General features: G+C 33.9%; 9 protein-coding genes. 6 read left to right on the forward strand and 3 right to left on the reverse strand.

The annotated features are described in order from the left end of the window. The first annotated feature begins 97 nt into the window (after positions 1-97). Complete coding sequence (locus F0000_RS18490; RefSeq protein WP_149626213.1) at positions 98-907, forward strand: DUF1080 domain-containing protein; 810 nt, start codon at positions 98-100, stop codon at positions 905-907. 22 nt (positions 908-929) lie between these two features. Here the strand turns inward: F0000_RS18490 and F0000_RS18495 are convergent, their stop codons facing one another. The 3 genes from F0000_RS18495 to F0000_RS18505 form a co-directional block, all read right to left on the reverse strand. Continuing rightward, positions 930-2,042 carry a hypothetical protein gene (locus F0000_RS18495; protein ID WP_149626214.1) on the reverse strand — a complete coding sequence of 371 codons (1,113 nt, stop codon included), beginning with the start codon at positions 2,040-2,042 and terminating at the stop codon, positions 930-932. 137 nt (positions 2,043-2,179) lie between these two features. After that, positions 2,180-3,286: a T9SS type A sorting domain-containing protein gene (locus tag F0000_RS18500; RefSeq protein WP_149626215.1), complete on the reverse strand. Its 1,107-nt coding sequence runs from the start codon at positions 3,284-3,286 to the stop codon at positions 2,180-2,182. Positions 3,287-4,088: 802 nt separating this feature from the next. Beyond that, positions 4,089-5,795: a BspA family leucine-rich repeat surface protein gene (locus F0000_RS18505; RefSeq protein ID WP_149626216.1), complete on the reverse strand. Its 1,707-nt coding sequence runs from the start codon at positions 5,793-5,795 to the stop codon at positions 4,089-4,091. Positions 5,796-6,455: 660 nt separating this feature from the next. Here F0000_RS18505 and F0000_RS18510 point away from each other — a divergent pair. The 5 genes from F0000_RS18510 to F0000_RS18530 all read left to right on the forward strand — a co-directional run bounded on the left by F0000_RS18510 (position 6,456) and on the right by F0000_RS18530 (position 15,444). Then, a complete protein-coding gene (locus F0000_RS18510; RefSeq protein WP_149626217.1) occupies positions 6,456-8,288 on the forward strand; it encodes a type VI secretion system Vgr family protein in 1,833 nt (610 codons plus the stop codon). Positions 8,289-8,290: 2 nt separating this feature from the next. Then, positions 8,291-8,770 carry a PAAR domain-containing protein gene (locus tag F0000_RS18515; RefSeq protein WP_149626218.1) on the forward strand — a complete coding sequence of 160 codons (480 nt, stop codon included), beginning with the start codon at positions 8,291-8,293 and terminating at the stop codon, positions 8,768-8,770. Between the two features lie 12 nt (positions 8,771-8,782). After that, positions 8,783-13,456 carry a CHAP domain-containing protein gene (locus F0000_RS18520; protein WP_149626219.1) on the forward strand — a complete coding sequence of 1,558 codons (4,674 nt, stop codon included), beginning with the start codon at positions 8,783-8,785 and terminating at the stop codon, positions 13,454-13,456. 7 nt (positions 13,457-13,463) lie between these two features. Further along, complete coding sequence (locus tag F0000_RS18525) at positions 13,464-14,294, forward strand: YARHG domain-containing protein (protein WP_149626220.1); 831 nt, start codon at positions 13,464-13,466, stop codon at positions 14,292-14,294. A 100-nt stretch (positions 14,295-14,394) separates the two neighbouring features. Next, positions 14,395-15,444: a hypothetical protein gene (locus F0000_RS18530; protein ID WP_149626221.1), complete on the forward strand. Its 1,050-nt coding sequence runs from the start codon at positions 14,395-14,397 to the stop codon at positions 15,442-15,444. The last annotated feature ends 260 nt before the right edge of the window (positions 15,445-15,704 follow it).

Genomic DNA, 15,704 nt, shown 5'->3' on the forward strand with positions numbered 1-15,704 from the left:
CGGAGCATTTAAATCTCGATTATCGAGTAAAAAATAATTTGATTCAGTTTACAGTGATTTCATCTAAGAATTAATATAAGACGTTAACCCCAACATTATGAAAAAACTCACATATCTGCTACTGATCGGTTTTAGTATCTTTTCTTGTACCAAAAAAGAAGCTAAAAAGAAGGAGGTACTTCCTAATGAAATGGTAGAAGAAGAGATTGCGATACCAACTACTAAAAAAGAAATTACTGATCCTAAAGAAACTGAGATCTGGGAACCAGAGCCAAAAGTTGTTTCGTTTACTAAAAATAATACTCCGTCAGATGCGATTGTTTTATTTGATGGTTCAAATTTAGATCTTTGGATTACTGCAAAAGATAGTACTGATGCTTCCTGGACACTTCAATCTGACGATTCCATGACTGTAAAACCGGGGGCGGGTGATATACAAACAAAACAAAATTTTGGTAGTATTCAATTACACCTGGAATGGAGTGCTCCTAATCTTGTACGGGGAAAAGGTCAGGAAAGAGGGAACAGTGGTATTTTTTTTCAAAACAGGTATGAAGTACAAATTCTGGACAGTTATCAAAATCGTACCTATGCTAATGGTCAGGCTACAGCAATATACAAACAGCATATCCCATTAGTAAATGCAACAAAAGCTACAGATCAATGGCAAACCTATGATATTATCTTTCACGCTCCTGTGTTTGATCCAGAAGGAAAAAAAGTAAAATCCGGATCATTTACCGTACTTCATAATGGTGTTTTGGTACAGGATAATGTAGAGATTCTGGGAACGACAGAATATATCGGTTTTCCTAAAAACGAAGCACATGAAAAAGGCCCTATTAAACTACAGGATCACGGTAATCCTGTACAGTATAGAAACATCTGGGTAAGAGAATTAGATTAGAATATTAGTTCTGAAAATCGTATTATTCTTTTATCAATCTCAAATATTTCTGATCTCCGCATTCTTCCAGCAATGTAAAAGAATTCATTGCATTGCCATAATTCTGTATCGTAATCTCGTTTTCGGTATAGGTTCCTTGAATTTCTATTTTAGGATCATCTCCCAAAAGCTTCCTAAATGTAATCTCCCCTTCCTTAATGCTAAAAGTACCTTTTTGCTCTCTTTTTGTCGTTTTTATATGATATTGATTTCCTTTTAAAGTTATTTGCAGTTGGCAGGGAGATTTGCTTGCTAAAACATATGACTTCTCAAGTGTAGTATAGCTTCCGTTTTTATACTGTAATATTTCTTCATAGTTAGAATCAGTTTTCTTTTCCTCACAATTATCTACACTTTTTTCTGTAGCAATAGTGGTAGTCATACCTGCTTTAACTAAAATATCAAAATATCCATAACTCTGCTCATCTTGTATAATCAATTTCTTATCTACAGAAATGAATTCTCCTTCACATCGGGTATCCCATTCTCCAGAAAAAGATGCTGTTTCATAGGCATTCAATATTTTTCTTAATCCATTCTTTTCCGGAACGAAGAGTGATAGCGAATTATAGTTATAAGGATTAACTTTAGAGGCTCCTATGAACAAAAGTTTAACTCCAAAGGCTCTTAGATCTTTAGTGACCATATATTTTGCTGTATCAATTGATATTTCTGCGAGCCTGACTGCATCAGAACTCCACCCATTGGTAGCATTACTCTCATAAAACTGTTGCTGTATGACAGCTGTTTCAGAATCTACTACAAGAATATAGCTATCCAGAGAAAAAGATGTTCCATCGGCATCCAATTTAGCTATTTTTGGAATCACTACTATGGTACTATTGGAGTCATAAGGCATTTTCTTTTGTACTAATAACTCCTGATACACTTCTACAGGTTTAATCTGTAATTGAGATAAAATTGAAACTATAAAATCTGTTGGTATAAAAGCTTCTCTTTCTACTTGTTTTGTTGCTGCTTCACTCTTTTCTTCCTGATCTTTTGTGACATCTTTGTTTTCTTCCTGTTTTTTTTGACTACTATTACATGCAATAAACAAGAAACAACTTACTAAAACTAAATTTAATCGATTCATATTTTTCTTTACTATCGTATTTTTAGAACTGAAATGGTTTAAACTTTTCTCTATTCGTTATCAACTTGTCTTTTCCCGTTAGAATAAAAAAAAGTCTAAACCACTTCATAATGAAAAATTTATTTTTTGATTATTTTTTATAATACAACGATCTTTAGGACTGTTTCTTCTTTATCCGAAGCCATATTTATAAAATAAACACCTGAGGGTAAATTTTCAGTATTAATGCGGTTATTTTCTTCATATAAAGATCCATTAATAACATGTGCTCCACCAACGTTTACAACTTGATACTTGTATGTTTTGCCTGTCTTTAGGCCTTTTACTGTTGTATAATTTGTGACAAAATTAGGTGCTACACTAATTTTTTTTGAAGCACTTAAGTCTGAATCTGAATTCAAAGTTTTATAGCCAACAGGAATCGCTTTCCAGGTACGTACATAGTCTACATACATTGTATTTATAGCATGATTATATAAATCCTCACGATTAGCGATACCCCCAGTATACCAGTTGTCAGAAGTCCATATATCCCAATTAAGGAACATAGGTCTTGATAGATATATAGAATGAACGGTCTTGGTAGGAGATCCATCTAAATAGAATGTCATTTTGTATGGACTTTCCCAATACACACCAACAGTGTGATAGTCTTGAAACCATGTTACATTACGCTTCTCGTAATCTGGCCAAAATTGCTTATCAAAATCACCTTTATTTCTTCCGATTTCGTTACCATTTACAACTTTAAAATACTGTGAGTTCATCGTATATGGAAAACGAGGAACACAGCAACTTGGGTTTGCATTGGCTTCTAAAATATCAATTTCTTCTCTATTGTAAGCATCTCCTGCATTCATCCAAAAAGTATTAAACGCAGAAAGATTGGAAGCTTTTATTCGACATTCTGTATACATAGGATAAATTATTGGAGTTTTAGAACTTACTCTAGAACCTAGAAACCATTTGTTTCCGCTACCTGCTGTGGCACGTATCCACATATTTCCTCCTGATACTCCTGAATTTGAAGTTATCATAGCTGTAGGTGTATTGTCATAAGCCCATAAAGGTTTTGTCCATTTCTCACTATCAAAAGCTTCATTGAATTCATCAGTTAATGCAGGAAATAATGACCAGTAATGACCATTTGGAGCTGCTACAGGTTGAGCGTTAATTACTTTTAGGCCTAATAAGAGTATAGCCAGAATGATTAGTGAATGTTTACTTGTGTTTTGAATTTTCATAATTGGTAGTTTTGTGTTTTTTTGAGTGTTTAATGATATTGATTTCCTTTTAAAATTATTTGTAGTTGATAGGGAAATTTCAGTGTTAGCACATATTAATTTATCAAGTGCAGTATCGCTTCCATATTTTAAAATAAAATATATCGAAAGTCACGCTATTCAAGAGTTTTTTTCTCATCTGAGATCGCGCAAAAGTAAAACAAATACAATAATTATAGCTTTTTTGTTCTATCAAAATAAGACGATTTTTATACCATCCTGATTTAAAATTATTTATCAGAAAACAAAAAAAGGCTAAGGCAAAACCACCTTATTTCAGCATAAAAATTAAAGCGTAAACTATCTTGGGGCAAGCGTAGCATTATTTATTGAAAAAGAACATTTTCGATTTAGAGGTAGTTATTTAGAAAAAAACAATTCGATTTAGAGGCAAGGCTCGGAGCATTTAAATATTGATTATTGAGTAAAATCAAATAACAACTGGTATGCAAAGTTTTTATAATTCAATTCTGTTTAAAAAAAATACTCAAATAGAAATAATACTATTTCTACCTTAAAATTACCCACTGAAATTTGTTCTTTTCCCCTTATGCTTCAAAATAAAAATTAACCGTAGCTTAGGCCATTCTGAACTTTTCTTTTTTGCCTAAAGAAAAAACAACTGTATTTTATTTGGGTAATTTTAAAGCAAAAATAGTATAATATAAAAGAAAAACCTCCAAGGATACATTATCCCTGGAGGTTTATAAAATATAAATCCATCTTATTACTCAAAGTATGGAATCATTTTTATACACATTTACTACATAACTATTTTTTTTGATATGCTTTTATTACTTTCACCACTTGTTAGTCTAAAAATATACAAGCCAGAACTTGCTATTTCGGACAAATCGATAATTGTTCTACCTTTTTCTACATTTTTAGTATTTATTTTTCTTCCTGTGATATCAAAATAAGAAAGAATACTCTTTTCTGAACTAGTAACTTGCAGTTGTTTTGTAGTATAATCAAATAGTATTCGACTTGTTTCAGAATTCTCAAATTCACCTGCGCTTAATGTTGTACAAGATGTATCCAATCCATCATCAAAAAATCTCCAATTAAACTTACTTATGATCAGATCTTTTGCATCCTGCCCTGTCTGGCAATGTGTTATTCCAGCTGCTCCCAACCTAACAGAAAAATTAGCGGTCGTCATTGCAGACCAGCCTACCAAAGTTGCGTCATAGTTTTGTGTAGACATCCCACTACCATCAAAAAAGTTTGTCAACGCTTCTACTTTTTCTAATCTCCAGTTTGATAACGATTGATTAAAAGATGATGCATTTTCGAATACAGCTTCAAACTCACCCTGTATATTACGTACATCCCAGCTATTTAATGGTTGATTAAAAGAAGTGGCTCCGAGAAAAAGAACACTGGCTGAAGTTACACTGCTTACATCCCAATTATCTATATTTTGATTAAAACTAACAGCCTCGGCAAACATGGAAGACATATCAGTTACATTACTCATATCCCATTGATCTAGCGGTTGATTAAAAGATACTGCATTATCAAAAGCTCCTGAAGTATTTTCTACCTTACTTGTATTCCAATTATTAATATTTTGATTAAAATCTACAGCTCCATTAAACATACTTGAAATATTAGTAACATTCTCCATATTCCAATTGCTCAGAGATTGATTAAATTTCTGTGCTACCATAAACATAAAACCGGTATTGTTAAATTTGTCTGTGATCCAGTCATCCAGATTTTGATTAAAAATCAATGCTCCGCGAAACATTTCAGACACATCTTCTACATTAGACATATCCCAATCGTCTAAAGGTTCATCAAAAGTTATAGCATCTCTAAACATAGCAGCCGTAGTAGTTACGTTACTTGTTTTCCAGTTATTTATATTCTGATTAAAAGATCTTGCTCCAAAAAACATATTAGATAGGTTCATAGCATTGCTTACATCCCAGTTATCCAATGGTTGATTAAATATAGCTGCTCCTCTAAAAACTCCCTCAAAATTGATGACATTATTTACATCCCACGTATTTATATTTGCATTCATAGAAGAACATAGATTAAACATATTTCTCATAGAGGTAACATTAGTTAAATCAGGAGTATCGGTTGCTGTAATATTCATATTTTGACTTCCGGCAAACATTAATTCTGTAGACTGCCAAGGATTTGTTCCCCATTGAACTACTTCGTCTAAGAGTGATGATTGTAATCTCAATGCAGGAAACACTCCTGTAATCACAACCTGATAATCATCAGCATTAACATACTCATGTGTTACATCATCGGTAGCATTTGTCGTTGTCTGACCATCCCCCCAGTCTACCGTAAAATTATAACCAGAAAAATTATTGCTAATTGTAATCGTAATAGATTGATTAGGATCGGTTGTCGTCCATTTGGTAATAAAAGCATCAGCAGATGTTCCTTGCGAAAAACAAATGCTAATCATCATAAAGGCTAGTAGAAAAATTACTTTTTTCATTTCTGTTTTTTTTTTGTTTTAAAAAATGATTTATTTGTTATAAAACGTATAACCTTGCATTGCCCCTACCCTTATACCTATGCCAATATTTACTAAACAAATGTTAATTATTTATCAATACAATTACACCCCATCTTCCAAAAAAAAACACACACAAATACACACAAATACACACATAATCAATCACTTGCAATAGCTATTAGATAAAATCACCGTATACTGAATCAAACTATTTCTTTAATTCAGAAGAGAAAGAAAATTCATAAGTCGCAAGGCTATCGATGTTTTTTATCTTGAAATATGAAACAAAAAGAAATGATTTAAGCAGATAAGTTCAGTTGACAATTGCAGTAAAATCAAAAGTTGATCATTATTTTTAAAAAAGAACAACAAATTCATCATCAATAAGATGCAATTTTATATAAAGTATAAAGGCAGTTACATGAGGTATACAAAGAAAACAACGTATTTTGATGAGAAAAAGATATCATGCTGTCCAAAAAACGCTTAAATAGTTGCAAATAGGGGATTTATCCCCTGACAACCCTATTGCATACCAAAGTATATTGCCGTATGTTTGGGATTATTTTAAGAAAAACAGGTAACAATTAACCAAAATCTAACACTAAGTAATATAGAACCCTAAAACATATAGATCATATGGCATTACAAACTACCGTAGAAATCAGTCTGGCAGGAACAATCATCAGTGCCTATAAAAGCATATTTATCGTTCAGGATCTAGCCTCCCATCATGAGATGGAACTCATCTGTAGAATGGACGTGCTAGAGAATATGAAGGAGGAACTGGCAAACTCCTCCAAAAACTTTTTAGGAGAAACTGTTATTGTACGAGTAGCTTCTGCCAGTGAACTCTTAGACTATCAGGAGCTTCGTTTTAAAGGACTGGTGACTGCTGTGAATATGACCAAAGGGTTTCACCAGAAAGGTGGGGATCTGGTAAAAATAAAAATCCAGGGATGTAGTATCCTTGCTGATGATGGCGCACATTTTACCTCCTTCTCAGAAGTAGATCTTGCCACTATTCTAAACAATACTTACAGTGGCTATGATGTGGGTAAACTGGAAACCAGCTTCAATCCTTCTCTGACGGATACTTTACTCTATAGCGTCTGTTCTAATGAGAGTGCTTTTGAATATACCAAACGACTGGCAGCACAATATGGAGAATGGTTCTATTATGATGGACAGGCATTGATTTTTGGATTACCAGAACAGACAGACCCTATAGTTTTATCCTATGGAGTTAATCTTATGGAATTCTCATTGAACCTAAAACCGCAACCCAATAGTTTTAAATATGTTACCAATGATTACTTAACAAATCAATTTCATGAGCTGGGCACAAAAGAAGTAACAAGCAATACTCAGGGGCACACCAATTATACCAGTGGTAAAAGTAATGAGATCTTTGGCAAAGAATCCACCGTATTCTTACACGGATATGAAGATGCGCAGTCCAAGCAAAGACTGGACAATCAGGTTGCTAAACAAAAGAAAGCACGGGAAAATGGTCAGGTGTTTATCATAGGGATAAGTGATAACCCAGGTATCCAGCTGGGAAATGTTGTACAGATAAAGGATGAAACAGAAGGATATGGCAGTTTCAGGATTACCAAAGTCTCCCACCAGTTAAACGAAGGAGGAAGCTATGTTAATAATTTCGAAGGTGTGAGCGCAGATATTGCTGCCTACCCTTTGACAGACATACTGGCATTCCCAAAAAGCGGTTCTCAAGTCGCCAAAGTTTATGATAATAACGACCCGGATGGTCTTGGTCGTATCAAATGTCAATTTCAATGGCAACTCGCTACAGGGCAAACAACTCCATGGATACGCATACTCACGCCTCATGCAGGATCAGGAAAAGGATTTCATATGCTCCCCGAAGTTTCTGAAGAAATTTTGGTCGGTTTCGAAAATAACTCCGCAGAACGTCCCTATATGATGGGATCTTTATATAATGGAGTAGCCTCCCCTTCTGATTGGCAAACAGACCAGAATAATATAAAAGCATTACGATCCAGAAGTGGGCATACTATGGAGCTGGATGATACCAAAGGCAATGAAGAATTAAGAATCTATGATAAAGATCGCAACAGTATCATTACCTATAAGAGTCACGAGCAATCTCTGCAAATATATGCAACCGAAAATCTGGAAATTATTGCTAAAAACATTCAGATTACAGCCGAAGAAAATATCAATATTCAGGCGAAACAAAACATAGAATCTGCTGCCGAAGGAGATGTCAAAATCCTGGCTCAAGGAATGATTTCTACCCAATCAGACAGTGACACCAATATAAAAAGTAAAGCAGCATTAGCGATAGAAGCTACCAGCGATCTAACTGCCAAAGGCATGAATGCTGTTATAGAAGGAAAAACAGCAGCAGAATTAAATGGAGCACAGACAAAAGTAACAGGAAAAGCCTTAACAGAAGTCTCTGCAGGAATCGTAAAAATCAATTAAGTATGCCAGGATCAGCAGCAACTATAGGAAGTATGCATGTATGCCCGATGTGTTCGGGTACCGTACCCCACATTGGTGGCCCCATTGCGGGACCAGGAATTCCGACCGTATTGATAGGCAACAAACCCGCAGCAGTCATAGGAGATCTTTGTATCTGCGTAGGGCCACCAGATACCATCGCTATGGGATGCAGTAATGTACTCATCGGGGGGATGCCCGCAAGTACCGTAGGAGATATGACAGCACACGGAGGCGCTATTACCGCTGGAGAACCGACTGTTTTATTAGGTACTTCTATGGCAGTACCCAGTGCAGTAATGCCGATTGCAGAAATACCATTTCCCAAGATCAATGCTTTTGCCAAAATGCAGGCAGCCTTATCAGGGAACTCCCTAAAAGAAGCACAAGCCAATCAGGAAGAGCTTAAGAAAAAAAGTGAAGAACAGCATGGATATTTGTATGAGTTTAATGTGAGTTTTTAATTAAGAAGTACTATGAATATTACATTTCCAGCAGAAAAATTAAAGGTCAAGAAATTTGATTCTACCACCCAATTCGGAAACTTCTTAATCGGTGGTGAGAATACATGGCACGGAGGAATCCATATCGAAGGAAAAGATGTTAAGATAAAAGCGATTGCCGATGGAAGAATTATCGCCTATCGGTTAGAAGATGGATATAAAAAAGTAATAAAAAACGAGGGAACCGATACAGAATTTACCTATAAGTATTCTAACTGTTTTATGATAATTCAACACGATTTTGAATTGGTAAAACACATTACAAAAAATAAAAGAAAAGAAAATGAAAGCACCGAAAAGAAAGTAGAAAACGTAACTTTTTATAGTCTGTATAACCATTTGTTACCAATTAACCTCTATAACCATAAGGACACGTCTAAAAATGTTAAGTTTCCTGCCTTTCTTGCGAAAAAAGAATATCAAACAGGTGAAAATCAAAAAATAAAAGGTTTAGGAGTCTATAAATTTGAACAGGACCAACAGACAAAAAAGTTCAAAAAACTAAAAGATACCGAAGTTGTATTGCCCGTTAATACAGAATTTACGCTGGCTGATGACTCCAAAAAAGAAAATACGATTGTCTTAAGTTATAAGCGTAATGGCAAAACCAAAACAAGTACGTATAAAAAGCTCACTCCGTTTAAAGACTTACACGGAGAGAACCATACGGATTATTATGCTAATGTTAATAGCGGAATTAGCAAAAAACTTACCAAAACCACCTATAAAGTTACTTACAAAAATGACATTTCCAATATTGAGGGGATTCCGGTACGTAACCAACCATCAGCCAATGCACCAATTATAAAGGTGCTAAAAAGTAAAAAATCCTTACTAACAGAGGCTAAGGCAAAAAACGGATTTATTGCCATCAAAGGGAAGAATGAATTTGTAAATCGTAAACATATAACCGCGGTATATACTCTTGATGAATCCAAGTATACAAAAAATGCTATTGTAGCCTGTGATATCCCTGTAAAAGCAGATCAGTTAATAGGCTACACCGGTTTAAAACAGAGTAAAGCAGCCCAAAGTCAGTATTATGTATGCCATCATGAAATATTTATGGCACCTGATAACGAAGATACGATCAAAAAATTTCTGAACAATACCTTCGATATTTACTCTGAAGAAGAAAAACCTCTGGAAAAAAAGCAATACTATAAATTACCAGAAGGTGCTACCCTTTATAAATCTTTAAAAGCCCCCAATAATCCCACTCTAAAAGCCAAAACTCCTTTAAAGGTACTAGCCAGAAAAGATAAGTTCTGCAAAGTAAAAATGCTAACTACCGTAGAACGTACTGTAGAGAAAGGCGCACTATCCGTAAATAAAGAAAAATCAAAAGGCAAAAAAATAGTCTATGACATTGTAAATTTTGACTATATCTCTAAAATATTTGATGGTACGGTTTCCAAAAAAGATACACTGATCCATATAGCAGATGTAAAAAATACGCTGGTCAAAGTTCAGTACGCATCAAAAGAAAAACCGTGGGCGTATGATTTTTGGATTCCGTTTTCGGATTTGTCTAAAAATTACAAGTTTACCACAGAAAGTACTCCAACCAAAGTATACAAGAGTGTTAGAAATGAAGAAAATATTCTCAATTATATCATTACCCCTATGAAACCTATTGAGGCTGATAATACTAGGGTGAGCGTATCGAATTTTATTCCTAATGATGAGTTGGACGAGGAAGAGGGGCCAGAAAATGAAATTGAAGAAGTAGGAAGAAAAAATGTAACCAAAACAACTTATAATAGAGAAATTGAAAAAAAAGTAACAGGTATTCTTAAACGTAGTCTTATGGAGACTACAGATGGAACATTGATAAAATGGGAAAAAAATGATCCCAAAGAACCCAAACATCATTATCTGGTAAACCCAAAAAAAACCCTAAAATTTAATGAGATAAATGCGGTATTTAAGGGGAAATTAAGTCTTACAGAAGTATCTCGTTTATTTTCGAACGGGTCTTTTTACTGTAATAAAAATGGGATTGAAGGAGATAAAGATTCTTTATACAGGGGATTAACATATATCTACACAGAAAAAGAAGAAGTACCTATAGTTCCCAATATCATCCACGAAGACGAACACGTCATACAAGCTATCCTACCTGTAGAGGTATATAAAAAATTTGAAATCAGTCCAAGCAATTACAAAATCTTACCGGTTGACAATACCGGCAAAGACCCCAAAGTACACGAGGATGTAGATACGCTGTTTGCTTTTTTTAAAAATAAACTGCCTAATGTATCCGGTTTTGAGCTAAAATGGAAAGGCGCCTGCAATAAAAACGGAGATGAGCTAAAATCCACCAACAAAGATGCTACCCATAGAATCGTAGAGTTTAATATCGATGAATTTAATAAAAAGCAAGAAGTACAAGACCATATATTAGACAGAGGATATACTCCCAAAATCAATGATGAAGTCGGTCTGATAAAAGATGTAACCGATATCTGGCTGGCAAGACCAGCCAACAAAAAAGATATAGATTTTCTATTAGAAAAGCCTACTGTGATAAAGCGCACTAAAGAAAAAGATATTATTATAGGCGAGGAAGGTGGCGATTTTCATTACAGACAGGTTAAAACCCTTAATCTATATCTGGGTAACGACCTAGAAAACGTACAGACAGGCTGGGTAAAGATTGATAAGTTCGAGGATAAGAAATTTTTTAGCCCCTACAATTGGGAGCAATTTGGCTTTACGATATTAGACGGAGGCGATGAGTATATTTATGAAATAAAAGATACACTGGGTTTTACAGAGACCAAAAGTGATTTTATTAAAAAAATATGGGAGAATTTTAATATCGAAGGGGCTACCATAAACGCAGACGAAGTAAAATTGGCAATGGGGCTAACAGAAATTCGTTATGAAATGAGTCGGGTAGTTGCCAAACACAAAAGCGAATGGAGTTATACCTATGAAGCAGTAAAAGCCGATGTAGAAAAGTTTTATGATGCACAAATTAACCTTGCCAAAAAAAATAAGCGCGAGCAAAGTGTAATCGATGCCATGAAAAGCCAAAAAAAAGCATATCTTAGCAACCTAAACACTCAAGTAACAGATCTTATGTTTTGGGAAGAAACTGCTGGCAAACCCTATACTCCACCCGCTCCAAAAACCAAGAAAACAAACGCTAAAAAAAGAGATTTTGGGGTGACGGATCAACATAGAGCAATGTATCAACCTGCAGAATCTACGGCTACAACGATAGCTGTTGCAACCCCTACAAAACCTGCAGAAACAGAATCTGTTGAAACAAAAAAAGAAACACCCCAAACACCAGCACGTATTTTTCCTGGCGACAGTGCGATCTATCATTTTCATCCAATCGCTTTTATTAATCAAATGAAATTGATGTTCGAAGAAGGAAAAACTGGAGAGTGTTTTTGTAATAAACCGTTTACTGCTGAGGACTTAAAAAGGATTATTACTTATGTTCGTTATAATACTTTTTATAAAGATGCTAAAGGAAGGAAACAGCATATTTCTTTAGTTCATAAAGATCACATGTTATTCCACAGCAGTCACGATATTCCTTCATCAGATCAAAACAACTATGAAAAACTTGCCGAGGTCTTAAACGCTTCTTTTGCTAAGCGCGGAATTACGAAGTGTTCTCATAAGATTCATTATTTAGCCAATATGTATGTGGAAACACAATATTTTTCTAAGCTGGAAGAAAGTGGAAATAATCATAGATATATGCCTTATAAGGGACGTGGTTTTATTCATATAACACATGATTATAATTACAAAGCGTATTCCGATGTGTCTGGACATGAAAATATTGTAAGTGGGACGAATTATAAAAAAGTTACTAGTAGTTTAGAATTGGCTGCTGATACAGGGAGTTGGTTTTGGGAGAAAAATAAAGTAAATGAATTTGCAGAAAAGGATGATATTTTTGGAACTTCTAAAAAGATAAATGCTCCAAACGCTACAAAAACATCTCAGGTTAATGGTTATAAAATGCGACGTGCTGCTTGGATAAAATTTAAAGAAGCATTTAATAACTATCCATACAACTGTGTTACCGATACTAGTAAAAATCCTCGTGAATATGGAGAGGGTGTATTGGAAGAAATGCGTAAGTGGGCAGATCAACATGTGCAGTATAAACAAGAAGGAGAATGGGCTGGTACTAAAAGAACTGGTTTACGTTCCAATCAAACAGAAGATGCACTAGGAAGAATGGATTGTTCTGAATTTGTATGCCGTTACTTATTCAAATTGGGAGTTACTGATAAAATGAAAGTTATTGTAACTAACCAGATGAAAACTCAAGAAAGTTTTAGAAAAAAACTTGGTAATGACAATATTGAATTTATAACAGGAAGTGATAAAACAGACTTTATACCTCAAGCTGGAGATATTTTCGTTTGGTCTAGATCAGATACTGATGGGCATACGGGTATTGTACATAGTGTAGATGGTGATAATATTACTATTCTAGAGGCTATTGGAATGGGTGGTTCTTCGGATGAAAATCACAATAGAAATAACGAAGGATATGAAGGATATAATTGTACCCGTACTTCTGTATATCAAAGAACAGGAAGAGCATTGGCAAGTCATGGTGGTTGGATAGGTTATTACAGACCTAAAAATTACACAAAACAATTATAAAGATATAATGAAGAATTTTTTATTATTCCTGTTATTATGTGTTTTCTTGTCTTGCAAAGGACAAAACGGAACAACTGAGCAAACTGATCAAATAGCTACTTCTTTTCAATTCTTATCAGAAGAAGTATTAAAGACAAAAAACAAAGAGGAATTACGTCTAATTAGAAACGAAGTTTTTGCACGTAAAGGGTATGTTTTTAAGAGTGAAGACTTAAATACGTATTATAAAACCAAATCTTGGTATACACCTAATACTTCGGTAAAAGTTACTTTATCTGATGAAGAGCAAAACTATATTGATAAAATAAAAACTTTAGAAGGGCAATTTAACTTAAAAGGAAACAAAAATTGTCTGTATTATTTTGGCTTAGATAATTTAGACTTTTTTCCACTAACAAGTGATAAATTTTTGACCCATAAATATAGTAATGATTTAGATAAGATTAAACTTGAGGAATTAAATGAGGTAGTTGAGGGTAATCTTTGTGGAGGAGGGACAGTATGGGATATTATGTACTATGAAAATATAAAATATCAATTAATGTTTTATACTTGTGACAGTGATAATTTATATTTAAAAATGGCTATATTGGATGACAATGAAATAAAAGATTTTATTCAGCTTTATGGTTCTTCTACAGCATTATATGGGGATGCTGTTACAAGTGGTTATCATGATATCGATTTTAAACTAGATAAAGATGATTTAGAGGTTTATAAGATTTTTAAAGTGTGGGATGAAGAAAACAGTACAGAAGAAAATATGTATCCAGTTAAAGAAGTTCGTAGAGAAGTATCCAAATACAAGCTTACGGATCAGGGATTGGTGGAGTTGTAGTGATAAGAAACTATAAATGATCTCGCTCTCAAGCGCCACACTTGTGCCAGTTAACAATAATATCGGTAGCAATAAGTATGAAAAAATTCATAACAAACTAATGAAAAAATTATTATTAATCTTATCTATAATATTGTTCTCTTGTGACCAAGATAAGGAGACTATTGCTAGACTAGAACAAAAATTGAAGGTTGCGGATTCCTTAAATGATGTTTTACAAACACAAAATGAGACCATCTATGCTCTATCTGAGGCTAAGAAAAAAACTATTATCGAACCAGAAGATTCAGTTACACGAAAATTTAATGCTATCCAAGGATATAAGATAAAATTAAATGATATTATTGGGCATAAATTTTATCAGGTACATATTACAGATACATTAGATTTTATAACTACAGATGTTTATGAGACAGGTGATACTTATTTTCTTGATTTTAGCAATAAAAATATTTTAACACCTGGTTTAGAAGAAGAAAAATTAAAAATAGAGAGCTACTCGAAGGTAAGTGATTACGAATTTTCTTTTACTACTAAATCAGCATATGGAGCTGAAATTAATTTTAATTTAAAATTAATTGATCCGGAACGTGATTATTGGGTAGTAAAAAACCTTGATGATTTACCTTACATACTAACATTTGTAGAAGCTAAATCTAAAAATGAGTTACCTTATATTCATTTACCACGTGATGAATATTATGAAATAGAAGGGTATCAAGAAGATCAAAAATATTTAGATAGTATCAATCTTATAGGTTATTCCTCAGAATGGATAGGTAATTATTATTTTTCTATAGAATCCAAAGATCTCGAAGAATGTAACGGTAAGCAAGACTTTGAAATCCGTATTACAAAGGATAGTGCTTTTATAGAAAGGACTGAATATCATTATAAAGAAAAAATAGCTTGTAGACCTTGGAGTCATAACGATACACTTAATTTTAACCCTAATCCTAAGATTAATGTATTATTAAGTAGCTGGAGGGTCTTTTTTATGATGTATAAAACCGATAGTGGCTTTGAAGCACGTACTTCTATTGCTAGAGGCGTTGATGATGATACACCTATCAAAATAATTAAAAAACAGCCTATAAATATACCTAAACAAGAAAGTATCAAAGAAGGGCAAAAAGCAGAAACTTTTTAATTCTCTATGTTACTAGTATGGCTAGTATTTACTAAGAATACCCCTCGCTGCTCCTAGTATTTGCTACCGCTAGTTTGCAACTAGTGGCGGTAAGAGTAAGCGGTAAAGATATAAGATAATCCACAGCAGTAGAGTTGTGGATTTTTTTGTTACATAATACTCTGCAACTTGGTTTGTTTTATAAAAGCATCTAATAAGGCAAATACATGACTTTTATTCTCCGGTGATAATTGCTGTATATCTTGTAGTCGTTTTAAGGT

Source organism: Aquimarina sp. RZ0, from assembly GCF_008370685.1.
Taxonomy (GTDB): domain Bacteria; phylum Bacteroidota; class Bacteroidia; order Flavobacteriales; family Flavobacteriaceae; genus Aquimarina.

What these genes read in the sequence shown, in the direction of transcription:
- F0000_RS18505 (WP_149626216.1), bottom strand. Translation starts at nt 5,795, where the DNA reads ATGAAAAAAGTAATTTTTCTACTAGCCTTTATGATGATTAGCATTTGT.
- F0000_RS18495 (WP_149626214.1), bottom strand. Translation starts at nt 2,042, where the DNA reads ATGAATCGATTAAATTTAGTTTTAGTAAGTTGTTTCTTGTTTATTGCA.
- F0000_RS18515 (WP_149626218.1), top strand. Translation starts at nt 8,291, where the DNA reads ATGCCAGGATCAGCAGCAACTATAGGAAGTATGCATGTATGCCCGATG.
- F0000_RS18520 (WP_149626219.1), top strand. Translation starts at nt 8,783, where the DNA reads ATGAATATTACATTTCCAGCAGAAAAATTAAAGGTCAAGAAATTTGAT.
- F0000_RS18525 (WP_149626220.1), top strand. Translation starts at nt 13,464, where the DNA reads ATGAAGAATTTTTTATTATTCCTGTTATTATGTGTTTTCTTGTCTTGC.
- F0000_RS18490 (WP_149626213.1), top strand. Translation starts at nt 98, where the DNA reads ATGAAAAAACTCACATATCTGCTACTGATCGGTTTTAGTATCTTTTCT.
- F0000_RS18500 (WP_149626215.1), bottom strand. Translation starts at nt 3,286, where the DNA reads ATGAAAATTCAAAACACAAGTAAACATTCACTAATCATTCTGGCTATA.
- F0000_RS18530 (WP_149626221.1), top strand. Translation starts at nt 14,395, where the DNA reads ATGAAAAAATTATTATTAATCTTATCTATAATATTGTTCTCTTGTGAC.
- F0000_RS18510 (WP_149626217.1), top strand. Translation starts at nt 6,456, where the DNA reads ATGGCATTACAAACTACCGTAGAAATCAGTCTGGCAGGAACAATCATC.